General features: G+C 56.0%; 20 protein-coding genes and 1 pseudogene. 11 read left to right on the top strand and 10 right to left on the bottom strand.

Annotated elements, in window-relative coordinates; all coding sequences use genetic code 11:
* Nucleotide 1 precedes the first annotated feature (1 nt).
* The 5 genes from B9P82_RS00410 to B9P82_RS00430 all read right to left on the bottom strand — a co-directional run bounded on the left by B9P82_RS00410 (nucleotide 2) and on the right by B9P82_RS00430 (nucleotide 6193).
* Complete coding sequence (locus B9P82_RS00410) at nucleotides 2-1528, bottom strand: sugar ABC transporter ATP-binding protein (RefSeq protein ID WP_170973930.1); 1527 nt, start codon at nucleotides 1526-1528, stop codon at nucleotides 2-4.
* Nucleotides 1528-2136 (bottom strand): DUF2291 family protein, encoded by a 609-nt coding sequence (locus B9P82_RS00415; protein ID WP_016152185.1) that lies wholly within the window; start codon nucleotides 2134-2136, stop codon nucleotides 1528-1530. Before B9P82_RS00415 ends, B9P82_RS00410 begins: the two co-directional genes overlap by 1 nt.
* An 11-nt stretch (nucleotides 2137-2147) precedes the next feature.
* On the bottom strand, nucleotides 2148-3089 hold the full coding sequence (locus tag B9P82_RS00420) for a D-ribose ABC transporter substrate-binding protein (RefSeq protein WP_016152186.1): 942 nt from the start codon (nucleotides 3087-3089) through the stop codon (nucleotides 2148-2150).
* A gap of 117 nt (nucleotides 3090-3206) precedes the next feature.
* A complete protein-coding gene (entD, locus tag B9P82_RS00425) occupies nucleotides 3207-3869 on the bottom strand; it encodes an enterobactin synthase subunit EntD (protein ID WP_101699794.1) in 663 nt (220 codons plus the stop codon).
* A 50-nt stretch (nucleotides 3870-3919) separates the two neighbouring features.
* A complete protein-coding gene (locus B9P82_RS00430) occupies nucleotides 3920-6193 on the bottom strand; it encodes a TonB-dependent siderophore receptor (protein ID WP_016155941.1) in 2274 nt (757 codons plus the stop codon).
* Nucleotides 6194-6446: 253 nt separating this feature from the next.
* On the opposite strand from B9P82_RS00430, the gene fes reads away from it, so the two are divergent.
* The 3 genes and pseudogenes from fes (at nucleotide 6447) to entF (ending at nucleotide 11799) form a co-directional block, all read left to right on the top strand.
* Nucleotides 6447-7664, top strand: a complete 1218-nt coding sequence (gene fes / locus B9P82_RS00435) for an enterochelin esterase (protein WP_016152189.1) — start codon at nucleotides 6447-6449, stop codon at nucleotides 7662-7664.
* Between the two features lie 30 nt (nucleotides 7665-7694).
* The gene (locus B9P82_RS00440) at nucleotides 7695-7913 is read left to right on the top strand and encodes an MbtH family protein (protein ID WP_016152190.1); all 219 of its coding nucleotides are present in this window, start codon (nucleotides 7695-7697) and stop codon (nucleotides 7911-7913) included.
* Nucleotides 7910-11799 (top strand): annotated as a pseudogene (entF, locus tag B9P82_RS00445) (enterobactin non-ribosomal peptide synthetase EntF). Before B9P82_RS00440 ends, entF begins: the two are co-directional and overlap by 4 nt.
* 45 nt (nucleotides 11800-11844) lie before the next feature.
* Here entF and fepC read toward each other — a convergent pair.
* From fepC to fepD, 3 genes are read right to left on the bottom strand one after another with little or no spacing between them, the layout of a single operon-like run.
* On the bottom strand, nucleotides 11845-12666 hold the full coding sequence (fepC, locus tag B9P82_RS00450) for an iron-enterobactin ABC transporter ATP-binding protein (RefSeq protein WP_016152192.1): 822 nt from the start codon (nucleotides 12664-12666) through the stop codon (nucleotides 11845-11847).
* Nucleotides 12663-13655: an iron-enterobactin ABC transporter permease gene (gene fepG / locus B9P82_RS00455; protein WP_016152193.1), complete on the bottom strand. Its 993-nt coding sequence runs from the start codon at nucleotides 13653-13655 to the stop codon at nucleotides 12663-12665. The genes fepC and fepG overlap by 4 nt, the downstream gene beginning before the upstream one ends.
* Nucleotides 13652-14659 (bottom strand): Fe(3+)-siderophore ABC transporter permease, encoded by a 1008-nt coding sequence (gene fepD / locus B9P82_RS00460; RefSeq protein WP_016152194.1) that lies wholly within the window; start codon nucleotides 14657-14659, stop codon nucleotides 13652-13654. The genes fepG and fepD overlap by 4 nt, the downstream gene beginning before the upstream one ends.
* A gap of 109 nt (nucleotides 14660-14768) precedes the next feature.
* Between fepD and entS the strand changes: the two genes are divergently transcribed.
* Complete coding sequence (gene entS, locus B9P82_RS00465; RefSeq protein ID WP_101699795.1) at nucleotides 14769-16007, top strand: enterobactin transporter EntS; 1239 nt, start codon at nucleotides 14769-14771, stop codon at nucleotides 16005-16007.
* A 58-nt stretch (nucleotides 16008-16065) separates the two neighbouring features.
* Here entS and fepB read toward each other — a convergent pair whose 3' ends face one another.
* Entirely contained in the window at nucleotides 16066-17022 is a 957-nt protein-coding gene (fepB, locus tag B9P82_RS00470; RefSeq protein WP_016152196.1) for a Fe2+-enterobactin ABC transporter substrate-binding protein, read from the bottom strand.
* A gap of 187 nt (nucleotides 17023-17209) precedes the next feature.
* On the opposite strand from fepB, the gene entC reads away from it, so the two are divergent.
* The 7 genes from entC to B9P82_RS00505 all read left to right on the top strand — a co-directional run bounded on the left by entC (nucleotide 17210) and on the right by B9P82_RS00505 (nucleotide 24623).
* Complete coding sequence (gene entC / locus B9P82_RS00475; RefSeq protein WP_101699796.1) at nucleotides 17210-18385, top strand: isochorismate synthase EntC; 1176 nt, start codon at nucleotides 17210-17212, stop codon at nucleotides 18383-18385.
* 33 nt (nucleotides 18386-18418) lie between these two features.
* Nucleotides 18419-20029, top strand: a complete 1611-nt coding sequence (entE, locus tag B9P82_RS00480) for a (2,3-dihydroxybenzoyl)adenylate synthase EntE (protein WP_016155946.1) — start codon at nucleotides 18419-18421, stop codon at nucleotides 20027-20029.
* Between the two features lie 13 nt (nucleotides 20030-20042).
* Complete coding sequence (locus B9P82_RS00485; protein ID WP_016152199.1) at nucleotides 20043-20900, top strand: isochorismatase; 858 nt, start codon at nucleotides 20043-20045, stop codon at nucleotides 20898-20900.
* Complete coding sequence (gene entA / locus B9P82_RS00490; RefSeq protein ID WP_016155947.1) at nucleotides 20900-21655, top strand: 2,3-dihydro-2,3-dihydroxybenzoate dehydrogenase EntA; 756 nt, start codon at nucleotides 20900-20902, stop codon at nucleotides 21653-21655. The genes B9P82_RS00485 and entA overlap by 1 nt, the downstream gene beginning before the upstream one ends.
* Nucleotides 21656-21657: 2 nt before the next feature.
* On the top strand, nucleotides 21658-22071 hold the full coding sequence (entH, locus tag B9P82_RS00495) for a proofreading thioesterase EntH (RefSeq protein WP_101699797.1): 414 nt from the start codon (nucleotides 21658-21660) through the stop codon (nucleotides 22069-22071).
* 185 nt (nucleotides 22072-22256) lie between these two features.
* Nucleotides 22257-24362: a pyruvate/proton symporter CstA gene (gene cstA / locus B9P82_RS00500; RefSeq protein ID WP_016152202.1), complete on the top strand. Its 2106-nt coding sequence runs from the start codon at nucleotides 22257-22259 to the stop codon at nucleotides 24360-24362.
* A 63-nt stretch (nucleotides 24363-24425) separates the two neighbouring features.
* Nucleotides 24426-24623 carry a YbdD/YjiX family protein gene (locus B9P82_RS00505; RefSeq protein WP_047415117.1) on the top strand — a complete coding sequence of 66 codons (198 nt, stop codon included), beginning with the start codon at nucleotides 24426-24428 and terminating at the stop codon, nucleotides 24621-24623.
* 103 nt (nucleotides 24624-24726) lie between these two features.
* Here the strand turns inward: B9P82_RS00505 and B9P82_RS00510 are convergent, their stop codons facing one another.
* Nucleotides 24727-25815: an oxidoreductase gene (locus tag B9P82_RS00510; RefSeq protein WP_101699798.1), complete on the bottom strand. Its 1089-nt coding sequence runs from the start codon at nucleotides 25813-25815 to the stop codon at nucleotides 24727-24729.
* Between the last annotated feature and the right edge of the window lie 45 nt (nucleotides 25816-25860).

The following is a 25860-nucleotide window of genomic DNA, read 5'->3' on the forward strand; positions in this document are numbered from 1 at the left end:
ATCAGAACCCCTGAGCACTTGCGGTTACCAGCGCCGATTCTTCGGCACGATCGCGGGCGATATCGGCAGTTAGCTTGCCGCCGGACATCACCAGAATGCGGTCAGAAACCGCCATAATTTCTTTTAAATCTGAGGTGGAGAAGACCACAGCAATACCCTGCTGGGAAAGCTGGACCATCATGCGGAACACATCGGCTTTCGCCCCGACATCGATGCCGCGTGTGGGTTCGTCAAGAAATAGAATTTTGGGATTGGTGAGCAGAGAGCGACCAATCACCACTTTTTGCTGGTTCCCCCCGCTCAGCGCCTGAATTTCAACCTCTGGCGAGGAGACTTTTATCGACAGATTGCCAATTGTGCTGGCGACCACGGCCTCTTCGTCTTTGCGGGCAATGGCAAAGCCACGTTGCAGACGCCGCCAAAGGCTGGCAATGGTCAGATTGGTGGCGACGGATGAAATGGGGAAAATCCCTGTGCGCTTGCGATCCTCCGGCACCAGACTCATTCCCATACGGATGCGATCGGCGGTGGTTAAGCGCTGCGGGACCGGTTTGCTGTCGAGCCACAGTTTTCCGAGGTAGTTGCGCTCAGTACCTAACAAGCACTCGAACAATTCGGTTCGCCCAGCCCCCATAAGTCCATAGATACCGACAATTTCACCGGCGTGAACGTTAAAGGTGACGTCATTGACGACTGCGCTGCCAGCGGTATTCACGCAGGTGATATGTTCAGCTTCCAGAACCGGAGCTCCAAACGTGCGGCCGGGTTCGAGAAAGTTACTTACCGGGTCACTGCCCAACATCTCGCGCACAATCCACGGGACATCGATGTCGCTAACCTTGGCTTCGGCTTGAAATTTACCATCGCGTAAAATAGTGATCACATCGCCAATTGCCATCAATTCCTCGAGGCGATGGGAGATATAGATTATCGACACGCCCTGGCGAGTAAGTTCACGGATCACGCGAAACAGAATCTCGACTTCAGTTTTACTGAGCGCTGAGGTGGGTTCATCAAGAATCAGGATATCTGCATCTTCAGCCAGTGCTTTGGCGATTTCGACCAGCTGTTGCTGCCCTACTTTGAGATTGCCAACCAGGTCGCGCGGTGATATCGGCTGATCGAGCCGGGTTAATAATTCCGCGGTGCGTTTCTCTTGCTCGGCCTCATTGATGGGGGCCATGCCTTTTTGAATCTCCCGACCGAGGAAAATGTTTTCCGCGACGGTGAGGTTCTCAAACAGGTTTAACTCCTGATGCACCATACCAATTCCATGTGCCGCAGCATCCCGGGTGCTGGCAAAGCGCACGGGATTTCCATTGAGCGACATCTCACCGCTACTGGGTTGCTGAACGCCTGCGAGGATCTTCATCAACGTCGATTTCCCCGCACCATTCTCACCAATAATCACATTCACCTTGCCACGCCAGACCTGATAATCGACGCTGTCCAGTGCAATTGTGCCGGGAAACAGCATTGAAATGGCATGCGTGCGCAGGATGATGTCATCAGCTGAGGTATTGCGCATTAGTGAGCCTCCTGTTCCAGCGTCAGTGCTGCTGCGTTTTCCGCTTTTCCAGCATTCAACGTCACGGCAAACAGCACCGTGGCAGTTTTCCCTTGCCAGCTAGTGTCTACGGCGGGTAACTGTTTCGCCGCTTCACGGTTATAAGCCCGTGACAGTTGGGCAAACTGAACCTGGTTAGTAAAATCTTCAAACTTGAAACCACTGGCATCGCGAATAGCATTGCCACGCATTACCGGGCCAATCTGAATCGTGACGGGCATATCATTGACCCTCACCACGATGGTGTGCTCTCGCCCATTGGTGGTGTCGACGCTATCAATCTGGCTGGTCAGGCGTACAAACACGCTTTCGGGAGCGGGTGAGGGGGCCTTCAGGCGAGTGGTCAGCGCTGAAGCATCCAGAACATGTTGCTGTGCCGCTTCCAGGACGCGGGATTGCCAGGTTTGTTGCGCGATCTGATCGGGAGTCTGGTTGTCGAAACTGGCTTTGGCCTGAGGATCGGCCGGGATAATTGGTTTGCCGTTTTCGTCGAGGTCAACTACCGTACAGGCCGTCAGCAACAGGGTGGCGCATCCAACCAGCGCGGCACCCCATTGTGTTAACGACATAGTGCCTCCGCTTAGTGGCTCAGGTTGAACTTGTTCAGCTTGCTGGCATTGGTTTCGTCAATCAGCACGCAATCCATGAGCTGTTTTTCTTCTTTCTGGGCTTTGCCGTTTTTCAGATAGTAATCCGCCTGCTCAACAGCCATTTGTGCCTGCTGCCAGCCGGGCTGCAGTACTGTCGCTTTAATATTGCTTTTATTAATGATTGAATCGCGGGTGTAGTCGCTGCCATCAAAACCGACCACGATGACATTATTTTTCCCCGCCGCTTTTAGTGCGGCTTCTGCACCCAGCGCCATAGTGTCGTTACCTGAGATCACGCCTACGATATCTGGGTTGGTTTGTAGAATGGCTTCCATTCGGGTAAAGGCTTCGGTTTGGCTCCAGTTTGCCGTCTGCTGGGCTACCATTTTCATGTCCGGATAGTCATCGAGTACATCGTGATACCCCTGCGAGCGTACATGGGCGTTGGTGTCGGATTGACGTCCCAGCAGTTCAACGTACTTCCCTTTTCCGTCCAGTAACCTGGCGAACTTCTCTGCGCCGAGCTGTGCGCCTTGATAGTTATTCGACACGATTTGCGCCACCGCGATGCCGGTTTTATTGATTTCGCGATCGATCAGAAAAGCAGCTACACCCGCTGCTTTGGCTTTTTCCAGCGGCCCTACAGTGGCATCTGCACCCGCATTATCAAGAATGATCGCTTTCGCTTTACGAGCAATAGCAGTCTCAATCAGTTGGTTTTGTTTATTGACGTCATCATCATGAGAGGCAACCAGCGTGGCGTATCCCAGCTCTTTTGCTTTGGCGACTGCACCGTCGGCTTCGGCTTTAAAAAACGGGTTATCGTGAGAAGGGGTAATAATCGCAATCAGTCCGTTGTCGGCAGCATACAGCGAACCCGATGTGGTAAGGATCGAGGCCAGTAATACGGATTTAATCAAGGTCTTGTTCATCTCTTTCTCCACTTTGAATATTTATTCAAATATGATTTATTATTCAAGTTAACGATAAGTCGAGATAATCGAACTGTCTACGATTTGCGCAGCTAATTTCTTAAAAAGAGAAAAGGATCACGATCCTGATGGTGAGAATGGAAATAGCGTCACGATATTTTTATCACGCTGAAACCAATGAACGTTAACTTCTTGATTGCCGAGGTTTGCCGAAAATGACGGCATGATTTGTAATGTTAATTGCTGAGTCGTGAGTGCGGTGATTTTTGCGCTGGTGAAACCTGGTAGCCCCGATGCCTGATTGGAAAACGCCTTATACAGGCTCTCCTTTGCGCTGAATACCAGGGTTAAGGCGAGCGGAAAGGGCAGGCAGGCATGCTGCAAAATCTGATGTTCGTGGTTATCAATAATGCCATCAGCCAGCTCAACTGCGGTTTGTGGTGTAAAAATAGCTTCTATATCCAGCCCAATGGGATGCGTTGATACGACCGCCAGCGCCGTTGTTGTGCTATGGCTGATGCTGCCAAACAGATCCTGCGGCCACAATGGTTGGCGTTGCACATCGATGCCGGGCACGGTTTTGTGGCCAAATTCACGCAGTGCGTGGACTGCAGCAATACGCCCCGCTAAGTGCTCAGCTTTACGCTTACGCCCACTGGAGTGGAGCTGAGTGTGGTGGGGGAGCCAGAGCAGGTCGTGCTCATGGAAAGTGTCGGGATCAAATTCGACAATGTGCAGCGTATGATCTGCGAAAGGGAGCGGGATGTGCGTTGTGTGCATGATTTCTTACGGTTTCCCTCTCCCCGCAGCGAGGAGAGGGAAAAACGTTATCAGAAGTGTGTGTTAACGCTCATGAACCACGTCCGGCCCGGTTCGTTATAGGTGTGCGCGCCTGCGCCCGCCATATAGTTCCCGGTCACGATATCGCCCGTGGTCTGGGCATTCCCTTCACGCCATAAACGTTTGTCAAAGACGTTATCCACGCCGCCGGTCAGGCTGACGTTTTTCGTCACATCCCAGGTCGCACTCAGGCCGACGATGCTGTATGGGCTGACTTCACTGGCCGAGCTACCGGTAACGGGTTTACCCTGGTAATCGTATTTTTTCGGCTGCTGTTTGCCGTACCAGGTGAAGGTTGACTGCAGCGACAAATCTTCGCGTGCCTGCCAGCTCAGGGTCGAGTTCAGCGTGTATTCAGGAATAATCGACAGACGCTCGCCGGTCTCTTTATTCTTACTTTGCAGCATGTAGGTGATGTTGTTAGTCCAGTTAACGGTTTCGCTAACCGGCACGTTCAACGTCCCTTCCAGACCTTCAACTACCGCTTTAGGAATGTTTTCCCACTGATAGATATCGGTATAAGTCGTTTTCCCTTTGTTGGTGATAGACGTTCTGTCGAACGGGACCGTACCTGCTTCAATCTTGTTACGGTAATCGTTGCGGAACCAGGTTACCCCGGCCAGCCAGCCGTCGCGTTTGAACTCCAGACCAATCTCTTTGTTGATACTGGTTTCGGCCTTCAGATCATCGTTGCCCATCATGTAGCAACCAATACCGGTCGCGGAGCCGGTGGCGTAGCAACCCTGACCTTTACTGTACAGAATGTAGTTCGGGTTGAGCTGATACAGGCTTGGCGCTTTATAGGCGCGCGCAATCCCCATCTTCAGGGTGAAGTCATCGCCCAGACCTTGAGACAGGTTCAGGGACGGACTCCAGTTATCGCCCACAATGCTGTGATGATCGAAACGCAAACCTGGCGTCAGCATGGTGCTGTCGGTCAGTTCCATGTTGTTTTCAGCAAACAGAGAGAAAATCTCTGCGTCTGAGTACGGGCTGCGGTTGGTGCTGCTGGACCCTGGAATATCACCGCCCATAAAGGTCTGCGAATTGGACAACATGTCCTTCATGCGCTGCTGGTTCCATTCGGTACCGAGCGTCAGATTTTGGTTAACCAGCAGATCTAACGGAATGCTGATTTCACTGTGCAGCATGACGTCACTCAGGTCGGCGTCGAGGTATTTTTGTGACGCATTCGGGTCGAAAATCCCTTCGGTACCCCCCGCCAGGCCCTCCGGCGTACGGGAGTTACGCGTATGTTCATACTGCACCCAGTTACTGGTAGTGACGCCGTTATCCCAGCCGCCGTTCCAGGTCAGAGAGTAGTTCTGGCGGTAAAGACGGTTGGTCTCTTTCCCGTAGTTATCTTTCACCAGTTGGTTGGTGTTGGTGTTTTGAGTGTCGCCCGCATACAGGTTGCCCTGACGGCTATAGCCAGCTTCCAGTTCCAGTGACTGGAGCGGGGCGAAATCCCAGCGAACCACGCCGTTAATGTCTTTGTTGATCACCCCTTCACGACCGGCCGGTAAAGTATTTGAATACGTGCCGGTACGTTCTGACTGATGACCCTGGTTGATATCCCACGCGTCGGCCTGGGTTTTATCGAGATTACCGTACAAACGGAAGCTGAAATCCCCGCCCAGCGGGCCGTTCAGGCTAAAGTTGGTGCGTTTGGTCGAACCTTCGTCTTTATGTTCCGGGGCGTTGAAATAGGTATCCCAGGAGCCGTGCCATTCGTTGCTGCCTTTTTTGGTGATGATATTCACCACGCCGCCAGCCGCACCGTTGCCATAGCGTGCCGCGGCAGGACCACGCAGCACTTCAATACGTTCGATCATTTCTGGTGGCACCCAGGCGGTATCGCCGCGGGTATCACGCTCGCCGCGCCAGCCCTGACGCACAGAGTTACGGCTGGTTACTGGTTTGCCGTCGATCAGAATCAGGGTGTTTTCCGGCCCCATGCCGCGAATATCGATTTGGCGGTTGTTGCCGCGTTGACCGCTGGTTGAGTTACCGGTCAGGTTGACGCCTGGCATGGTACGGATGATTTCCGACACATCGCGAGCGGGAGGATTCTTACGAATTTCATCAGCGGTAATGGTTGAAACGCCCGGTGCCTGCAGGTTCTGCTGGGCGGCGGTAACCACGATGGTGTCTTCATGAGAGACAGCGGCGCTATCGGTTTGATCTTCTGCCATCGCTGGCAGGGCTACCCCGTAAATCCCTAAATTGACCAATAAGGCCAGTGAATGAATCTTGTTGTTCATTGTATGTCCTGCTGTTCTTTTAGCCACGAGTACCAATGTGCCGTGGTGCGGCATTTGGTCTGATGTCGCCCGCATCCGCGTAAACCCTCCATTCCAGAAAAAGTACGCAGCGCCAGGCCGGTTTATAAGTGGTGAAAAACTGTGCGCGCTTCCCACAGCGCGACAATACGCTATTGCAAATGCAAATAGTTATCAATAATATTATCAATATATTTCACGCTAGATCATAAAATTCGACAATAAACATGGGGTTATGGCGGTGACGACGTTAAAGATGGGAAGCGAGGCGTGGTGGCAGTCAAAAAAAGGCCCGGAGTGGGAGCGTGAAGACAACGGAAATTATCGGGTAACCTTCTGGTGGCGCGACCCGCAGGGAACGGAAAAAGAGTCAGCCATTCATCGCGTATGGGTCTATATCACCGGCGTCACCGACCACCATCAAAATGCCACCCCGCAGTCGATGCAACGCATTGACGGAACAAATGTTTGGTGCTGGAGTGTTTCCCTTAGCGCCAACTGGCGCGGCAGTTACTGTTTTATCCCAACAGAACGAAATGATATTTTTGCTGCGCAGACGCCGGGCGAAGCGCCTGACCGAACCGTGCTGCGTGAAGGCTGGCGGCAATTGTTGCCGCAGGCTATTGCCGATCCCCTCAATCCGCAGAGCTGGCAGGGCGGTCGTGGCCATGCGGTGTCTGCGCTGGAAATGCCTGATGCACCCGTACAACCGGGATGGGATCGACCTGAAAACCCCGACTCGCCCGCAGTTTGCCTGCAATGGCGTAGCGCCAGGCTCGGCAATACACGCCGCGTGTGGGTGTTTACCACTGGTGAAGCCCAACCGGAAGCGCGTCCGCTGGCTATCCTGCTGGACGGACAGTTTTGGGCACAAAGTATGCCGGTCTGGCCTGCGCTGACTTCACTCACCCATCGCGGACACCTCCCGCCCGCCGTTTATCTCCTGATTGATACCATCGACACGGCTCACCGCAGCCGCGAATTGCCGTGTAATGCGGATTTTTGGTTGGCAGTACAGCAGGAACTATTGCCGCTGGTGAAGACCACGACCGCGTTCAGTGACGACCCGCAGCGTACCGTCGTCGCCGGGCAAAGTTTTGGCGGGCTGTCATCGCTATATGCCGGGCTTAACTGGCCCGCGCGCTTTGGCTGCGTGCTCAGCCAGTCGGGCTCTTATTGGTGGCCGCATCGCGGTGGTCATCAGGATGGGGCGATCGTTGAGCAACTGAAGAGCGGAAAGATAAGCGCCCAGGGGCTGCGTATTGTCCTGGAAGCCGGGATCCGCGAGCCCATTATTTATCGCGCAAATCAGGCGCTTTATGCCCAGTTACCCTCTGCACCACAGTCTATTTTCTGGCGTCAGGTTGATGGTGGACACGATGCGCTTTGCTGGCGCGGCGGACTGATGCAAGGGCTGATCACGCTCTGGCAACCGCTTACCGACACGATTTAACCGGACGATGTTCCACGACAGGAGTTGAGTATGGAATTCAGTAACCCCTTCGATAATCCGCAGGGCCAGTTTTACATTCTGCAAAATCCCCAACGTCAGTTTAGCCTTTGGCCGCAGCAATGCTCACTTCCTGCTGGCTGGACGGTCGCGTGCGAACCCCAATCACAGGAAGCCTGCCAGCAATGGCTGGATGCAAACTGGACCACGCTGACGCCAGCGAACTACGTCGATGTGCAGGAGGCTCCATGACTCAACGTTTACCGTTAGTTGCGGCTCAGCCGGGGATCTGGATGGCGGAAAAACTCTCCACATTGCCCTCTGCGTGGAGCGTGGCGCACTACGTAGAATTAACCGGCGAACTGGACGCACCGTTGCTGGCGAAAGCGGTAGTGGCGGGTCTGGAGCAGGCCGATACTCTAAGGATGCGGTTTAGCGAAGATAACGGCGAGGTCTGGCAATGGGTAGACTCTGCGCTTGCCTTTGCGCCACCAGAAATTATCGATCTGCGCGAAAAATCCGATCCGCATGCGGCAGCGCGCGCCTTGATGCAGGCAGACCTGCAGCAGGACATCCGTGCTGATGGCACTAAGCCGCTGGTTTTTCACCTGCTCATTCAGGTGGGAGAAAAGCGTTGGTATTGGTATCAGCGTTATCATCATCTGCTGGTTGATGGCTTCAGTTTCCCGGCCATTACCCGCCAGATAGCCGCGATTTACCGCGTATGGCTGCATGGCGAGCCCACGCCGGAATCACCTTTACGCCATTTTCTGAGGTGGTGGAAGAGTATCAACAGTATCGGCAAAGCGATGCCTGGCAACGCGACGGCGCCTTCTGGACCGAGCAGCGAAAGCAACTCCCACCTCCGGCTTCGCTGTCTAACAAACCCCTGCCAGGGCGGTCGGCCAGCGCGGATATTATTCGTCTGAAGTTAACCGCGCCTGAAGGGGAGTTTCGCCGGCTTGCGGCACGTATGCCAGACGTTCAGCGTGCGGATCTGGCCCTTGCGCTGGTGGCGCTGTGGCTCGGACGTTTATGCAGCCGAATGGAATATGCCGCCGGGTTTATCTTTATGCGGCGTATGGGGTCGGCGGCGCTCACGTCCACCGGACCGGTTTTAAACGTCCTGCCATTTGGCGTGCAGTTGAATGCGGCAGAAAGCTTGCCTGCACTTGCCCAACGACTGGCCGCACAGTTGAAGAAAATGCGCCGACATCAGCGATATGATGCTGAGCAAATTGTTCGCGACAGCGGGCGCGCAGCCGGTGCCGAACCGCTGTTTGGCCCGGTACTAAACGTGAAAATATTCGACTATCAACTGAATATTCCTGGCGTTCAGGCGCAAACCCATACGTTGGCGACAGGTCCGGTGAACGATCTGGAGCTGGCGCTGTTCCCGGATGAAAACGGCGGGCTGAGTATTGAAATCCTGGCCAATAAACAGCGCTACGATGCCGCGACGCTGGCGCAACATGCATCACGTTTAACCGCGCTTATCGCGCAGTTTGCCGACAATCCGTCGCTATGCTGCGGCGATGCCGGGATGCTGTTGCCGATAGAACATGAGCGGCTGGCGAAGATTAACGACACGACCGTGGCGATCCCGTCTACCACGCTGAGCGCGCTGGTGGCACAGCAGGCCGATAAAACGCCGGATGCCCCGGCGCTGGCTGATGCCCGCTATCAGTTTAGCTATCGTGAAATGCGCCAACAGGTTGTGGCGCTGGCGCGCCGCCTGCGCGAACGTGGCGTACAGCCTGGTGACAGCGTTGCCGTGGCATTACCGCGTTCCGTGTTCCTCACGCTGGCGCTGCACGGTATTGTTGAGGCGGGAGCCGCCTGGCTGCCATTGGATACCGGATACCCGGACGATCGCCTGCGGATGATGCTCGAAGACGCGAAGCCAAAATTGTTGATCGCGACCGAAGAGCAACTGGCGCGCTTTAGCGATATTCCGGAGCTGGAAAGTCTGTGCTACAACGCGCCGCTGCCAGAAGAGGATGCTGCACCGCTGGCGCTATCTCAACCTAATCATACGGCCTATATTATTTTTACTTCCGGTTCTACCGGCAGACCAAAAGGGGTGATGGTTGGGCAAACAGCCATCGTTAACCGTTTGCTGTGGATGCAAAATCACTATCCTCTGACCGCGGATGATGTGGTGGCGCAAAAAACACCGTGCAGTTTTGACGTCTCGGTATGGGAGTTTTTCTGGCCGTTTATTGCTGGGGCAAAACTGGTCATGGCAGAACCTGAAGCGCACCGCGATCCGCTGGCGATGCAGCAGTTCTTTGCGCAGTCAGGGGTGACGACCACGCACTTTGTTCCCTCTATGCTGGCCGCTTTTGTTGCTTCACTGACGCCGGAAACCGCGCGGGAGAGCTGTGCCTCGCTGAAACGGGTATTCTGCAGCGGCGAAGCCTTACCTGCAGATTTATGCCGCGAATGGGAACAGTTGACTCATGCGCCACTGCACAATTTATACGGGCCAACGGAAGCGGCGGTCGATGTGAGCTGGTATCCGGCCTGGGGGGACGATCTCGCTGCCGTAACGGGCAATAGCGTGCCGATTGGCTATCCGGTATGGAATACCGGTTTACGGATCCTGGACGCCATGATGCGCCCGGTGCCCTTTGGCGTGGCAGGTGATCTCTATCTGACGGGGATCCAACTGGCGCAAGGATACCTCGGGCGAGCGGATCTAACTGCGAGCCGCTTTATCGCCGATCCATTTAACCCTGGTGAACGCATGTACCGTACCGGGGATGTGGCGCGTTGGCTGGAGAATGGCGCAGTGGAATACCTCGGGCGCAGCGATGACCAGCTTAAAATTCGCGGACAGCGCATTGAGCTCGGTGAGATTGATCGGGTGATGCAGCAACTGCCAGATGTCGAACATGCCGTTGCCCACGCCTGCGTATTCAACCAGGCGGCGGCGACAGGCGGCGATGCGCGACAGTTGGTGGGGTATCTGGTGTCGCAATCGGGGTTACCGCTGGATACGTCTGCATTGCGAGAAACTCTGCGTGAAAAACTGCCTGCGCATATGGTGCCGACGGTATTGTTGCAACTGGCGGAGCTGCCGCTGAGTGCAAACGGTAAACTGGATCGTAAAGCGCTGCCGATGCCGCAGTTGACGTCGCGTACGTCAGGACGTGCGCCGCGAGCAGGGACTGAAACCGCCATCGCGCAGTCTTTTGCGGCTTTGCTGGATTGCGAGGTTAATGACGTAGAGGCTGACTTCTTTGCGCTTGGCGGACATTCGCTGCTGGCGATGAAGCTGGCAGCGCAGTTGAGCCGGATTTTTGAGCGTCAGGTAACGCCTGGGCAAATAATGGTGGCTTCTACTGTTGAACAACTGAGTGCACTGCTGGAGAGCAATGATGATGAACAGTCGCAGCGTCTGGGATTCGAAACGCTGCTGCCGCTGCGTGAAAGTCATGGCCCAACGCTGTTTTGCTTCCATCCGGCGTCGGGTTTCGCCTGGCAGTTTAGCGTGCTGTCGCGTTACCTCAGCCCGCAGTGGTCGATTATTGGCATTCAGTCGCCGCGACCGGATGGCCCTATGCAGACGGCGGAAAACCTTGATGCGGTATGCGAACATCACCTGGCAACGCTGCTCAGCCAGCAGCCTCATGGTCCCTATTATTTATTAGGCTACTCGCTGGGTGGGACGTTGGCGCAGGGAATCGCCGCACGCTTACATGCCAGAGGAGAGACAGTTGCATTCCTGGGGCTGCTGGATACCTGGCCGCCGGAAACGCAAAACTGGCAGGAAAAGGAGGCCAATGGGTTGGATCCCGCGGTACTGGCCGAGATCGAGCGTGAACGTGAAGCGTTTCTGGCAGCGCAGCAGGGGAATGCGTCAGAGGCCTTATTTAATGCTATCGAAGGCAACTACGCCGATGCGGTTCGCCTGCTCACCACCGCACACAGCGTGCCGTTTGCTGGTCACGCCACACTGTTCGTCGCTGAGCGCACCTTAGTGCCGGGGGTCAGTCCTGAACGCAGTTGGTCACCGTGGATATCCAGTCTGGATGTATATCGTCAGGACTGCGCGCATGTCGATATCATAACTCCTGAAGCGTTTGAGAAGATTGGGCCTGTCATGCGTGACCTGCTCCAAAATATCCAATAAACGTCATCGGGTCAGCGTGTTAAACGCTGACCCGTGTAGTCATCCCTATAGAGATGACTGGGTATGAATTTTCGGTGTACGCCCAAGCGGCACCACTAACGGCGTTCCGGCAACCGGATCGTCGATAATCATACAGCGCAGACCATAGATTTTTTCAATAAGCTGCGCGGTGACGATCTCTTTCGGCGCACCCTCGGCAACAATTTTTCCGTCACGCAGCGCAATCAGATGCGTCGCATAGCGACACGCCTGATTAAGATCGTGCAGAACGGCGGCCAGCGTATACCCTTTCTCCCGGTTTAGCTCACTCAGCAGCTCTAGCAGATCGATCTGATGGCTGATATCCAGCCAGGTGGTAGGTTCATCGAGCAGCATAATCGACGTTTCCTGCGCCAGCACCATCGCAATCCATGCGCGCTGGCGTTGTCCACCGGAAAGGGTATCCACACTTTGTGACGCAAGATGAGTGATTCCCGTCGCCTGCATTGCGTTTGAGACCGCGATTTCATCCTCATTTCGCCAGCGGGTAAACAATGGCTGATGCGGGTAGCGCCCACGGGCAACCAGCTCCTGTACCGTAATATCACCCGGCGTGGTGGCGTTCTGCGCCAACAAACCTATTCTGCGAGCAACCTCTTTGCTGGCATAGTGCTGGATATGCTCGCCGTCGAGCCAGACCTTACCGTGCGCGGGCGTCATCAGACGACTAAGCGTGCGCAGTAGTGTTGATTTTCCGCAGCCGTTTGGCCCGATAATTGCGGTGAAGTGACCGTCTGGAATCGACACATTGAGGTTTTCCGCTACGGTAAATTTGCCATAACCCAGCGTTAACTGGTCGCCACGCAAACGGGCTACTGATTCGATCATTTTTTGCGGGACTCCTGAATTAACAAGACGATAAGATAAATACCGCCGAGGCTTACGGTGACAACGCCCACCGGAAGCTGATAAGGCATAAACAGCTGTTGGGCGCATAAATCCGCCATCAACAGCAGCAACGCGCCACACAGCGCCGACAGGGTTAATCCCCAGCGCGATGTGCCGCTAATCCGCCGCGCGATATGTGGGGCGACAAGGGCAATAAACGAGATAGGGCCAGCCAGCGCGGTGGCGGCTGCGGTCAGTACAACCGCAACCAGCATCATCATCAGACGTGAGCGCTCTACGCTGACGCCAAGCGCACAGGCGCTGTCATCACCCATTTCCAGTAAACGCATCCGGCGCACCAGCAGCGTGGCGCACACCAGCATAAGGATAATCAGTGGGGCAGAAGGCCAGGTTTTGGCCCAGGTCAGGCCATTGAGCGATCCGGCGTTCCACAGTCCGGCGGTCAGCGCGGTTTCTAATGATGCCTTCAGCAGTAGCCAGGTGTTGAACGCAACCAGCATGGCGCGTATACCGATCCCAATAATAATCAGCCGAAAGGTGTCGATACCATTGCGCCAGGCGAGCGCCCAGACCACCAGAGACGTCAGGACCCCGCCAACCATGGCCGCAAGCGCGATAGCGGTGAGATGCTGTCCGAACAGCACCATTGCCACCAGCACACCGCTCCAGGCACCGGTATTGAAACCCATCACATCCGGGCTGCCCAGCGGGTTGCGCATCAGCGACTGGAATATTGCACCGCTCACGCCGAGCGCCGCGCCAATCAATAGCGCCATCAGCACGCGTGGCAAACGCCATTCGGTCACCACCAGCGTAATACTGCGCGGCGCATCGCCAAGCAGAGCGGCAATAATTTGCTGGGTTTCCAGCGTCACGACGCCGCTACGCAGGCTCCATAAGCCAACGGCGAGACAACCTACAACCAGCAGCAGGCTGCTGACTATCAGGCGGCGGGAGAGGTGCATCATGCGCCACCCCCGCGCGGTTTCCGGCGTACCAGAAAGATAAGCACCGGCGCGCCGATAAATGCGCTGACCACTGAAACGCGCAGTTCGCCGGGGACAATCAGGCGACCGATGATATCGGCAATTAACAACAGAGAGGGGGTTGCCAGCAGGGTAACGGGCAGCGACCAACGGTGATCTGCCCCCACCAGCCAGCGCGCCATATGCGGCATCATCAGGCCGATAAAGGCGATAGGGCCAACAATCGCGGTCGCACTGCCGCACAGTACGGTAATCACCAACAGGCCAATAAACTGCGTGCGAGCGACTTTGCTGCCAAGCGCGGTGGCGGTGTCGCTCCCGAGGCTCAGGCTATTCAGGGCGCGGCTAAGGAACAACGCGACAGCCGCGGCAATCAGTACCGGCACCAGGACGACCTTCAGCGTTTGCAGGCTGCGGATATCCAATGAACCGGCCTGCCAGAAACGCAACTGATCGTAGACATCCGGGTTGAGCAGGGCGATTCCGGTGGATAATCCTTCCAGCACCGCGCCCAGCGCAACGCCCGCCAGCGTCAGGCGTACCGGGCTTAACTGCCCGCCGCCCTGGCTGCCGGTAAATGCCACTATAAGCGACGCGGCCAGCGCCCCGGAAAAGGCCATCAGCAGTTGTTCTTGCGCAGAGGAAAAGCCGAACAGCGCGGCTCCCAGCACAATAGCGAAGCTGGCACCGGAATTAACGCCCAGAATGCCGGGATCGGCGAGAGGGTTACGCGTGAGCGTTTGCATTAATGCACCAGCCAGACCCAGCGCCCCACCGGCGAGCAGCCCCGCCAGCGTGCGCGGCAGTCGCGCGTCCAGCACGATGGTGCAATCAGCGCTTTGACAACTGCCGGTAAGTGCATCCAGCACCACGGAGGCAGGTAGCGACTTGGCGCCAATAACCAGACTTAATACCGTGGTGAGAACAAGTAATAACAATAGTCCGGGCACGGCGAAGGCACGTGTCGCGGAAACAGAGCATGACATATCAACTTCCCTGATAATGATAGTAATTATCGTTATCGATCTTATTTGGATATGTTAGCATGTGCAGCCATCGAATGGATATTGAAAAAGTACCTGGTAAGGCTCTGTAATGAATCGACAATCCTGGCTGCTCAATCTCAGCCTGTTAAAGACCCACCCTGCATTTCGCGCCGTCTTCCTCGCCCGTTTTATTTCCATTGTCTCTCTGGGGCTACTCGGCGTGGCGGTTCCGGTACAGATCCAGATGATGACCCAGTCGACCTGGCAGGTCGGTTTGTCAGTAACGTTGACCGGCAGCGCAATGTTTATTGGTCTGATGGTGGGCGGGGTGCTGGCCGACCGCTATGAGCGTAAAAAAGTGATCCTGTTGGCTCGTGGAACTTGCGGAATCGGCTTTATTGGCCTGTGTCTGAATGCGCTGCTGCCCGAACCGTCGTTACTGGCGATTTATTTGCTTGGCTTATGGGACGGTTTCTTTGCCTCGCTGGGCGTGACCGCGTTGCTGGCGGCAACACCGGCGCTGGTTGGTCGGGAGAATTTGATGCAGGCCGGGGCGATTACCATGTTGACGGTACGTCTGGGTTCGGTTATTTCGCCGATGCTTGGCGGGGTATTGCTCGCGACCGGTGGCGTGGCCTGGAACTACGGTCTGGCGGCGGCGGGCACTTTCATTACCTTGCTGCCGTTGCTGAGCCTTCCCGCGCTGCCGCCTCCGACTCAGCCGCGCGAGCATCCGTTAAAATCGCTGCTGGCAGCATTTCGCTTTCTGCTTGCCAGCCCGCTGATTGGCGGCATTGCGCTGCTTGGCGGTCTGTTGACTATGGCGAGCGCCGTGCGCGTGTTGTATCCCGCGTTGGCGATTAACTGGCAAATGTCGAGTGCGCAAATAGGTCTGCTGTATGCGGCCATTCCTCTTGGCGCGGCGGTGGGCGCGTTGACCAGCGGACAACTGGCGCACAGCGTGCGTCCGGGACTGATCATGCTGGTATCGACCGTGGCTTCGTTCCTGGCTATCGGTCTGTTTGGGGTGATGCCGGTCTGGGAGCTTGGCGTTGTCTGCCTGGCGCTGTTCGGCTGGCTGAGTGCGGTCAGCTCTTTGTTGCAGTACACCCTGTTACAGACGCAGACGCCAGAAGCGATGCTCGGGCGAATTAACGGTTTGTGGACTGCGCAGAACGTTACAGGAGATGCGATCGGCGCGGCGCTGTTAGGGGGATTGGGGGCGATGATGACACCGGTTGCTTCGGCAAGCGTAAGTGGGTTTGGGCTGGTGATTGTCGGTCTGCTACTGCTGCTGTTGCTGGGAGAAGTGCGCCGATTCCGACAAATGCCTGTGAATGCCGGATAGCGTTGTCTTCTACGGTTTGTAGGCCGGATAAGGCGTTAGCCGTATCCGGCGCTGGCGATTAAAAGAGAGCTGACAGACGTTGCAGCAGCAAGGTCGCGCTGTAGTAGTCGAGACGGAAGGTTTCCGTACCCAGGGCGTAAACACGTTTATTCTGCACGGCCGGCAGATGTGCCAGCAGCGGATTAGCATAAATGGCGTCGGCATCTTTGTTGTCGCCAGCGAACAGGAACAGCGCTTCGCCGTTCAGGCCAGCCGCCAGGTTCTCACCGCCAAGCTGGATGATATCGTGGCGTTTGCCCTGACTCTGGCTGGTGTGTAATCCGGCAGGCAGCGGTGCCAGGGTGAAACCTAACTGCTCCATCAGCTTGCCCTGCGCCGACTCAGGCGTCCACAGGTTGGCGCTGTGCGCTGCAGCGGTGTACACCAGCGCGCTGACCGGTTGCGGCGGTAGGGTAATACGCTGCTTGACCGCCTGCAGTTGCTTATCAAACTCGGCAATACGCGCAGCCGCCTGTTGCTCCTGACCGGTAATTTCACCTAACTGCGTCAGCAGCGACTGCCAGCTTTTGTCGTCGTAATTAATGATGAGCGTTGGCGCAATGGTGGACAGCTGATCGTATAGCGCGAGGGCTGAATCTCCCCCGGTGGCGCTGATCAGAATCAGATCCGGCATTTGCGCCGCCACGGCCTCAGCGCTCGGTTCGCCGATATACAGCCTGCTCAGTTTGCGCGCTTTTGCCACTTCGCTCCACTGGCGTAAAAAGCCCTGTGCATCGCCGATGCGATTGTTCGGCGTAGTGGCGCCGCTGGCGATGACCGGGGCATCAATTGCCAGCAGCGAGCCGGTGAGGGTGACGCTGGTGGAGACAATTCGCTGCGGCTTATGTTCCAGCGTATGCGTACCACGACTGTCGGTAACCTGACGCGGCCAGTCGGCGGCATAACCTGAAGAAATTCCTGAAATAGACAAACCTGCCAGTAAGAGCACGGTGCGGCAAAAAGAGGGGAGACTCACGAATCAGCATCCTGTTATCAGTATAAGTAATGCTTCTCATTTTCATTGTTAGTGGACAAGGATGCAAGCCAAAGTCGCACATTGTGCTGCCACAAGAGTTGACATACCGCCGCTTTGCTTTTAGGTTAGCGACCGAAAATATAAATGATAATCATTATTAGAGCTTTTATCATTTTTGGAGGATGATATGGAAACGTCACTGGCCGAGGAAAAAACGCAGACTATGCAGACGCTCGCTCCCGACAGTTTTTTCTTTATGTCGCCGTACCGTAGTTTTACGACGTCAGGATGCTTCGCCCGCTATGCGGAACCGGCAATTGATGGCGATTCGCCAGACAGCCCTTTCCAACAGAAAATGCATGTACTGTTTGCTGATGCCAAAGCGCAGGGTATCGCTAACCCCATCATGGTCGGGGCGATTCCTTTTGACACCCGCCAGCCGTCATCGCTGTTTATTCCCCAGTCGTGGCAGACGTTCTCCCGAACGGCGAAGCAGCAATCATCTCGTTACTTTAACGCGCATCAGTCGCTGAACGTCGTTGAACGTAAATCGATCCCGGAACAGAACTTCTTTGAAGATATGGTCGCTCGTGCGGCTGCGCTGACGGCAACCCCGGAAGTCGACAAAGTGGTGTTGTCACGCCTGATCGATATCACCGCTGATGCCAATATTGACAGCGGGGCGCTGCTGGAGCGCCTAGTGGCGCAAAATCCGGCGAGCTACAACTTCCACGTTCCCCTTGAAGACGGTGGCGTATTGATTGGCGCCAGTCCGGAACTGCTGTTACGCAAAGAAGGCGAGCGTTTCAGCTCATTACCGCTGGCAGGCTCGGCACGTCGTCAACCGGACGATGTGCTGGACCGGGAGGCGGGCATCCGCCTGCTGGCGTCCGAAAAGGATCGCCATGAGCACGAACTGGTGACGCAGGCCATGAAAAATGTCCTGCGCGATCGCAGCCGTGAACTGCAACTCCCTTCTTCTCCGCAACTGGTCACCACGCCTACGCTCTGGCACCTCGGCACGCCGTTTGAGGGTAAAGCCAACGCGCAAGAAAACGCCCTGACGCTCGCGTGCCTGCTGCATCCGACGCCTGCGCTGAGCGGTTTCCCGCATCAGGTTGCGCGCAAACTTATCGCCGAGCTGGAGCCGTTCGATCGCGAACTGTTCGGTGGCATTGTCGGCTGGTGTGATGCCCAAGGTAACGGCGAATGGGTGGTGACGATCCGTTGTGCGAAGCTGCTGCGTAATCAGGTACGTTTCTTTGCCGGTGCCGGGATTGTTCCGGCTTCGTCCCCGGTTGCGGAATGGCGTGAAACGGGAGCCAAACTCTCCACGATGTTGAATGTTTTTGGACTGCATTAAGAGCCTTATTGACCAGGCCTCTAAGGAGCGATAATGAGTATTCCTTTCACCCGTTGGCCGGAGGAGTTTGCCCGCCGCTATCGTGAAAAAGGTTACTGGCAGGATTTGCCGCTGACCGACATTCTGACCCGTCACGCCGACAGCGACCATACGGCGGTGATCGATGGCGAACGCCACCTGAGCTATCGCCAACTGAATCAGGCCACTGACAATCTCGCCTGCAGCCTGCGCCGTCAGGGGATCAAACCCGGCGAAACCGCGCTGGTGCAACTGGGCAACGTGGCTGAGTTGTATATCACTTTCTTTGCGCTGCTCAAGCTGGGTGTAGCCCCGGTGCTGGCATTATTCAGCCATCAGCGAAACGAACTTAACGCCTATGCCAAACAGATCGAACCTGCGCTGCTGATTGCCGATCGTCAGCATGCGTTGTTTAGCGGAGACGATTTTCTTAACGCTTTTGTGGCTGAACACAATTCAGTGCGCGTGGTGCAACTGCGCAATGACGAAGGCGAACACAATCTGCAAACGGCGATAAGCCAGCCTGCGACTGATTTTTCCGCCACGCCATCGCCTGCTGATGAGGTGGCCTATTTCCAGCTTTCAGGCGGGACTACCGGGACGCCAAAGCTGATTCCTCGTACCCATAACGATTACTACTACAGCGTGCGTCGCAGCAATGAGATTTGCCGCTTCACCGGGGAAACGCGTTATTTATGCGCGATCCCGGCGGCGCATAACTACGCGATGAGTTCGCCTGGCGCGTTGGGGGTATTCCTGGCTGGCGGCACCGTCGTGCTGGCGGCTGACCCGAGCGCCACCCTGTGCTTCCCTCTGATTGAACAGCATCAGGTTAACGTCACGGCGCTAGTGCCGCCAGCGGTGAGCCTGTGGCTGCAGGCAATTGCGGAGTGGGGGAGCAATGCGCAATTGGCTTCGCTGACGCTGCTACAGGTCGGTGGGGCACGGCTTTCCGCCTCGCTTGCGGCGCGTATTCCGGCGGAGATTGGCTGCCAGCTGCAGCAGGTCTTCGGCATGGCGGAAGGGCTGGTGAACTACACCCGTCTGGACGACAGTCCTGAACGCATCATCAATACCCAGGGCCGCCCGATGTGTCCCGATGATGAAGTCTGGGTAGCAGACGCTGACGGCAACCCTTTAGCCCAGGGAGAAACCGGGCGCCTGATGACACGTGGCCCATACACCTTCCGCGGCTACTTCAAAAGTCCTGAGCACAATGCCAGCGCCTTTGACGCCAACGGTTTTTACTGCTCCGGCGATCTGATCGCCATCGATCGAGATGGCTACATCACCGTCCAGGGACGCGAGAAGGATCAGATCAACCGCGGTGGAGAGAAGATCGCTGCAGAAGAGATTGAAAACCTGCTGCTGCGCCACCCGATGGTGATCCATGCCGCGCTGGTCAGTATGGATGACGAACTGATGGGCGAGAAAAGCTGTGCCTGGTTGGTGGTAAAAGAGCCGCTGCGAGCGGTGCAGGTGCGTCGTTTTCTACGCGAACAGGGCGTAGCGGAATTTAAATTACCTGACCGCGTGGAGTGCGTTGAGTCGTTACCGCTGACTCCGGTTGGGAAAGTAGATAAAAAACAATTACGTCAGTGGCTGGCATCACGTTCACTGGCCTGAAGGAGAATAAGAGATGGCAATTCCTAAACTGCAGGCTTATGCGCTACCCACGGCGCTTGATGTTCCGGTGAACAAAGTGGACTGGGCGTTTGACCCCGAACGCGCCGCACTGCTGATCCACGACATGCAGGACTATTTTATCGGTTTTTGGGGCGATAACTGCCCGATGATGGAGCAGGTCGTCGCTAACATCGCCGCACTGCGTCAGTACTGCAAAGAGCATAACATTCCGGTGTATTACACCGCTCAGCCGAAAGAACAGAGTGATGAAGACCGCGCTCTGCTCAATGATATGTGGGGACCGGGACTGACGCGTTCGCCGGAACAGCAGAAAATCGTTGAGGCGCTGGCGCCGGATGAAGCGGATACCATTCTGGTGAAATGGCGTTACAGCGCATTTCATCGCTCCCCGCTGGAACAGATGCTTAAGGAGACCGGACGTAATCAACTGATCATTACCGGCGTGTATGCGCATATTGGCTGTATGACCACCGCAACGGACGCCTTTATGCGCGACATCAAGCCGTTTATGGTTGCCGATGCGTTGGCAGACTTTAGCCGTGACGAACATCTGATGTCGCTGAAATACGTGGCGGGACGCTCCGGGCGTGTGGTGATGACTCAGGAATTATTACCGACGCCGGTACCGGCCAGCAAAGATGCGTTACGCAGCATTATTCTGCCGCTGCTCGATGAGTCCGAAGAGCCGATGGATGACGAAAACCTGATCGACTACGGACTGGATTCCGTGCGCATGATGGCGCTGGCGGCGCGCTGGCGTAAGGTTCATGGCGATATTGACTTCGTGATGCTGGCGAAAAACCCGACCATTGACGCCTGGTGGACGCTGCTCTCTCGCGAGGTGAAGTAATGTCTGGATTTGACTTCGCAGGGAAAACCGTCTGGGTAACCGGCGCGGGAAAAGGGATTGGCTACACCACGGCGCTGGCGTTTGTGAAAGCGGGTGCTGAGGTGACAGGATTCGATCGTGAATTTTCTCAGAATAACTACCCGTTTGCCACCGAAGTGCTGGATGTGGCGAATGCTGAACAGGTGGCTGAGGTGTGTCAGCGCGTCCTGCAAACGCGCGAGCGGTTGGATGTGTTGGTCAATGCGGCGGGTATTTTGCGTATGGGGGCCACCGATGCGCTGAGTATTGAGGAGTGGCAGCAGACGTTTGCGGTTAACGTTGGTGGGGCGTTCAATCTGTTTCAACAGACGATGGCGCAGTTTCGTCGCCAGCAGGGCGGGGCAATCGTGACCGTCGCGTCGGATGCGGCGCACACGCCGCGTATCGGTATGAGCGCATACGGTGCGTCAAAAGCCGCGCTGAAAAACCTGGCACTGACCGTCGGACTTGAACTGGCAGGCAGCGGTGTGCGTTGCAATGTGGTTTCGCCAGGCTCGACCGATACCGACATGCAGCGTACGTTGTGGGTCAGCGATGATGCGGAGCAACAGCGCATTCGTGGGTTTGGCGAGCAGTTTAAGCTCGGCATTCCACTGGGGAAAATCGCGCGTCCACAGGAAATCGCTAACACTATTTTATTCCTCGCTTCCGATCTGGCGAGCCACATTACGCTTCAGGATATCGTGGTGGACGGCGGCTCCACGCTGGGGGCATGACGATGATCTGGAAACGTCATTTAACGCTGGATGAACTGAATGCCACCAGTCAGAACACGATGGTGGCGCATTTAGGCATGGTCTATACCCGACTGGGGGATGATGTGCTGGAAGCCGAAATGCCGGTGGATAGCCGGACGCATCAGCCGTTTGGTCTGCTGCACGGCGGCGCGTCGGCGGCCCTGGCGGAAACATTGGGTTCGATGGCGGGTTATCTGATGACTCGCGACGGGCAGTGTGTGGTGGGTACGGAATTGAACGCCACGCACCATCGGGCGGTTGCGCAGGGGAAAGTGCGCGGCGTTTGCCAGTCGCTGCACCTCGGGCGTCAGAGTCAAAGCTGGGAAATCGTCATCTTTGATGAGCAGGGACGACGCTGTTGCACCTGTCGTTTAGGCACTGCGGTGATGGGGTGAAGTCGCCCGACAAAGTAAAATGAAATTGCAGGGTTAACGGCTAAATGAAGTGATCCAGTTAACAATGCAATGTAAATACTCAGTGATACTTCGGGTTTACATGGTTGTCAGGTTGTTAAATTCAGAAAAGATGTTATAGAAACAAAATGTAACATCTCTCTGACCAGGACAACGGAAAACCAAGTATGAATAAATCAGGGAAGTACCTCGTCTGGACAGTGCTCTCCGTTATGGGAGCATTTGCCCTCGGCTATATCGCATTAAATCGTGGCGAACAGATCAACGCGTTGTGGATAGTCGTGGCGTCGGTCTGTGTCTACCTTATCGCTTATCGTTTCTACGGCCTGTACATCGCGAAAAATGTACTGGCGCTGGACCCGACGCGTATGACGCCTGCCGTGCGTCATAACGATGGTCTGGACTATGTTCCTACCGATAAAAAAGTGCTGTTTGGCCACCATTTCGCGGCGATTGCTGGAGCGGGTCCATTAGTTGGACCGGTGCTGGCGGCGCAAATGGGCTATCTGCCGGGTATGATCTGGCTGCTTGCCGGGGTGGTACTGGCGGGGGCGGTGCAGGACTTTATGGTGCTGTTTGTTTCTACCCGTCGCGATGGTCGTTCCCTTGGCGAACTGGTGAAAGAAGAGATGGGCCCAACGGCGGGCGTCATTGCGCTGGTGGCCTGTTTTATGATCATGGTGATTATCCTCGCGGTACTGGCGATGATCGTCGTGAAAGCGCTGACCCACAGCCCGTGGGGAACCTACACCGTCGCCTTTACTATCCCGCTGGCGATCTTCATGGGGATTTACCTGCGTTATCTGCGCCCGGGCCGCATTGGTGAAGTGTCGGTCATCGGTCTGGTATTCCTGGTGTTTGCTATTATTTCCGGCGGCTGGGTGGCTGAAAGCCCGACCTGGGCACCGTACTTTGACTTTACCGGCGTACAGTTGACCTGGATGCTGGTGGGATACGGCTTTGTCGCCGCCGTACTGCCGGTGTGGCTGCTGCTGGCGCCGCGTGATTATCTCTCTACCTTCCTGAAAATCGGTACCATTGTTGGTCTGGCGGTAGGGATTCTGATCATGCGTCCGACGCTGACCATGCCTGCGCTGACCAAGTTTGTTGACGGTACAGGCCCGGTCTGGAGCGGTAACCTGTTCCCGTTCCTGTTTATTACCATCGCCTGCGGTGCGGTCTCTGGTTTCCACGCGCTGATTGCCTCCGGCACCACGCCGAAGATGCTGGCGAATGAAGGTCAGGCCTGTTTTATTGGATACGGCGGGATGCTGATGGAATCCTTTGTCGCCATTATGGCGCTGGTGGCGGCCTGCGTTATCGACCCGGGCGTCTACTTTGCGATGAACAGCCCGATGGCTGTACTGGCACCTGCCGGAACCACCGATGTGGTTGCGTCAGCGGCACAGGTTGTGAGCAGTTGGGGCTTTGTTATCACGCCTGATACGCTGCACCAGATTGCGAACGATGTCGGCGAACAATCCATTATCTCCCGCGCAGGCGGTGCGCCGACGCTGGCGGTGGGCATGGCGTATATTCTGCATGGTGCACTGGGCGGAATGATGGATGTGGCGTTCTGGTATCACTTCGCCATTCTGTTTGAAGCCCTGTTTATTCTGACGGCGGTAGACGCCGGTACCCGTGCCGCACGCTTTATGCTGCAGGATCTGCTGGGCGTGGTGTCACCGGGTCTGAAACGTACCGATTCGCTGCCTGCGAACCTGCTGGCAACGGCGCTGTGCGTGCTGGCCTGGGGTTACTTCTTGCACCAGGGTGTGGTGGATCCATTGGGTGGTATTAATACCCTGTGGCCACTGTTTGGTATCGCCAACCAGATGCTGGCCGGTATGGCGTTGATGCTTTGCGCGGTGGTGCTGTTCAAGATGAAACGTCAACGCTACGCGTGGGTGGCGCTGGTGCCAACGGCCTGGCTGCTGATTTGTACCCTGACCGCCGGCTGGCAGAAAGCGTTTAGCCCGGATGCGAAAATTGGCTTCCTCGCCATCGCTAACAAGTTCCAGGCGATGATCGACAGCGGTAATATTCCGGCGCAGTACACTCAGTCGCAGCTGACGCAGTTGGTGTTTAACAACCGCCTGGATGCGGGTCTCACTATCTTCTTCATGGTAGTCGTTGTGGTGCTGGGTCTGTTCTCCATCAAAACTGCACTGGCAGCACTGAAAGAGGACAAACCTACGTCGAAAGAAACGCCATACGAACCGATGCCTGAGAATGTCGAAGAGATCGTGGCGCAGGCGAAAGGCGCGCACTAATATTCTCTTAACCAACGAGCCCTCTCCTGAATGGGGAGGGCGTTTGTTCGACAGGGAACCACTATGTTTGAAACGCTCTCTAAAGCCGGGAAGTATTTAGGTCAAACCGCCCGATTAATGATAGGTGTGCCGGATTACGACAACTATGTTGAGCATATGCGCATCACGCATCCGGACCTGACGCCAATGACCTACGAAGAATTTTTCCGCGAACGCCAGGATGCGCGCTACGGGGGGAAAGGCGGCGCGCGCTGCTGTTAATGCTCTTCATCATTCAAGCTGCAGGCGTGTTCACCCTGGTCACTTACCTTTGTAAGCTCCAGGGTTTCGCTGCGTTGCCGCCATCAGGCATCTCACACCATAATCACACCGTAAACGATTCTACTTTTTCGAACGCTGCGCGCAGCGTCTGTGGAGTTAACGTTACCGGCAGTGCATGAATGGACTCCACCGGGCGCAGGGTGTGCGCAATCACGTTGTCGATTTCAGCGCGGTTGTTGATGTCCACGTCCAGTTGAGCCAACCGGGTTGGCAGGTTGAAGCGCTGATAGGCGGTAATTAACCGCGCCAGCACATCATCTTGTCCCAGCAGCGCGCTCTGCACCAGTATGCCGTACGCCACTTTGGTGCCATGCAAAAACTTCTCCGTTTGCGGGAGCACGGTCAGGCCATTATGTACCGAATGCGCCGCCGCCACGCGGGTGTAGCGCTCACCCAGACCGCCGACCATGCCGCCTCCGGCAATAATTGCATCCACTACATCGCAAAACGTGCGGCTTAACGTACCTTGTTGCTTATCGACCAGCGCCTGCTCGCTGCTTTCCAACAGGACGTCGCGGATCGTCTGCGCAGCATGGATACCCAGACGTACGGTCAGAGGCAGGTTTTCCGGCTCAGGTGCGAGCACGACTGCCTCGTACCATTTCGCCAGCGTGTCGCCGATCCCCGCCAGTAAGTATTCTTCAGGCGCATTGAGAACGATCTCTGGCTCGACCAGCACGAGGAAATTGGCGTCAGCGAAAATTTCGAAATGCAGCGCCTGGCCTGCATCGTTGTACCAGACGGAGAGCGGTGTCCATGCGGCGCAGGTCGCTGCGATAGTAGGAATACCGACAAAAGGCAGACCCAGACGACGAGCCAGCGCTTTGGCCGTGTCGAGCAATGTCCCGCCGCCCACACCAATCACCACGCTGCGATTCTCTCCTGACTCTTTTGCCAGTTGAGTAACATCTGTTTCACTGCAATGTCCCGTAAACAGCAGGTGTCTGGCATCGGCAAGATGAAATGCCTCAGGCAGATAAGGGCGGGCCGCGTCGATGGCGCGTTCACCGTAAACCCAGACGGCGCGTGAGAGTTGCTCTGCGGTGAAAAAATCGTTGAGTCTTGACAGGCTGCCGGGATGGGAAAAATAGTTGGCCGGGCCGGTGACGACGCGAATCTCGGTATTACTCATGTTGTGTTGTCCTTCTGGCTGTCCTGTCAATGCAGGTTATTTTTA

Origin of the sequence: Citrobacter sp. L55 (assembly GCF_002850715.1) — a bacterium.
In the GTDB taxonomy this organism is placed as follows: Bacteria; Pseudomonadota; Gammaproteobacteria; order Enterobacterales; family Enterobacteriaceae; genus Citrobacter; species Citrobacter braakii.

What these genes read in the sequence shown, in the direction of transcription:
- entD (WP_101699794.1), bottom strand. Translation starts at nt 3,869, where the DNA reads ATGCACACAACGCACATCCCGCTCCCTTTCGCAGATCATACGCTGCAC.
- B9P82_RS00410 (WP_170973930.1), bottom strand. Translation starts at nt 1,528, where the DNA reads ATGCGCAATACCTCAGCTGATGACATCATCCTGCGCACGCATGCCATT.
- entH (WP_101699797.1), top strand. Translation starts at nt 21,658, where the DNA reads ATGATCTGGAAACGTCATTTAACGCTGGATGAACTGAATGCCACCAGT.
- fes (WP_016152189.1), top strand. Translation starts at nt 6,447, where the DNA reads ATGGCGGTGACGACGTTAAAGATGGGAAGCGAGGCGTGGTGGCAGTCA.
- B9P82_RS00420 (WP_016152186.1), bottom strand. Translation starts at nt 3,089, where the DNA reads ATGAACAAGACCTTGATTAAATCCGTATTACTGGCCTCGATCCTTACC.
- entC (WP_101699796.1), top strand. Translation starts at nt 17,210, where the DNA reads ATGGAAACGTCACTGGCCGAGGAAAAAACGCAGACTATGCAGACGCTC.
- fepD (WP_016152194.1), bottom strand. Translation starts at nt 14,659, where the DNA reads ATGTCATGCTCTGTTTCCGCGACACGTGCCTTCGCCGTGCCCGGACTA.
- entS (WP_101699795.1), top strand. Translation starts at nt 14,769, where the DNA reads ATGAATCGACAATCCTGGCTGCTCAATCTCAGCCTGTTAAAGACCCAC.
- entE (WP_016155946.1), top strand. Translation starts at nt 18,419, where the DNA reads ATGAGTATTCCTTTCACCCGTTGGCCGGAGGAGTTTGCCCGCCGCTAT.
- B9P82_RS00415 (WP_016152185.1), bottom strand. Translation starts at nt 2,136, where the DNA reads ATGTCGTTAACACAATGGGGTGCCGCGCTGGTTGGATGCGCCACCCTG.
- fepC (WP_016152192.1), bottom strand. Translation starts at nt 12,666, where the DNA reads ATGATCGAATCAGTAGCCCGTTTGCGTGGCGACCAGTTAACGCTGGGT.
- B9P82_RS00505 (WP_047415117.1), top strand. Translation starts at nt 24,426, where the DNA reads ATGTTTGAAACGCTCTCTAAAGCCGGGAAGTATTTAGGTCAAACCGCC.
- B9P82_RS00485 (WP_016152199.1), top strand. Translation starts at nt 20,043, where the DNA reads ATGGCAATTCCTAAACTGCAGGCTTATGCGCTACCCACGGCGCTTGAT.
- entA (WP_016155947.1), top strand. Translation starts at nt 20,900, where the DNA reads ATGTCTGGATTTGACTTCGCAGGGAAAACCGTCTGGGTAACCGGCGCG.
- B9P82_RS00440 (WP_016152190.1), top strand. Translation starts at nt 7,695, where the DNA reads ATGGAATTCAGTAACCCCTTCGATAATCCGCAGGGCCAGTTTTACATT.
- fepG (WP_016152193.1), bottom strand. Translation starts at nt 13,655, where the DNA reads ATGATGCACCTCTCCCGCCGCCTGATAGTCAGCAGCCTGCTGCTGGTT.
- cstA (WP_016152202.1), top strand. Translation starts at nt 22,257, where the DNA reads ATGAATAAATCAGGGAAGTACCTCGTCTGGACAGTGCTCTCCGTTATG.
- B9P82_RS00510 (WP_101699798.1), bottom strand. Translation starts at nt 25,815, where the DNA reads ATGAGTAATACCGAGATTCGCGTCGTCACCGGCCCGGCCAACTATTTT.
- B9P82_RS00430 (WP_016155941.1), bottom strand. Translation starts at nt 6,193, where the DNA reads ATGAACAACAAGATTCATTCACTGGCCTTATTGGTCAATTTAGGGATT.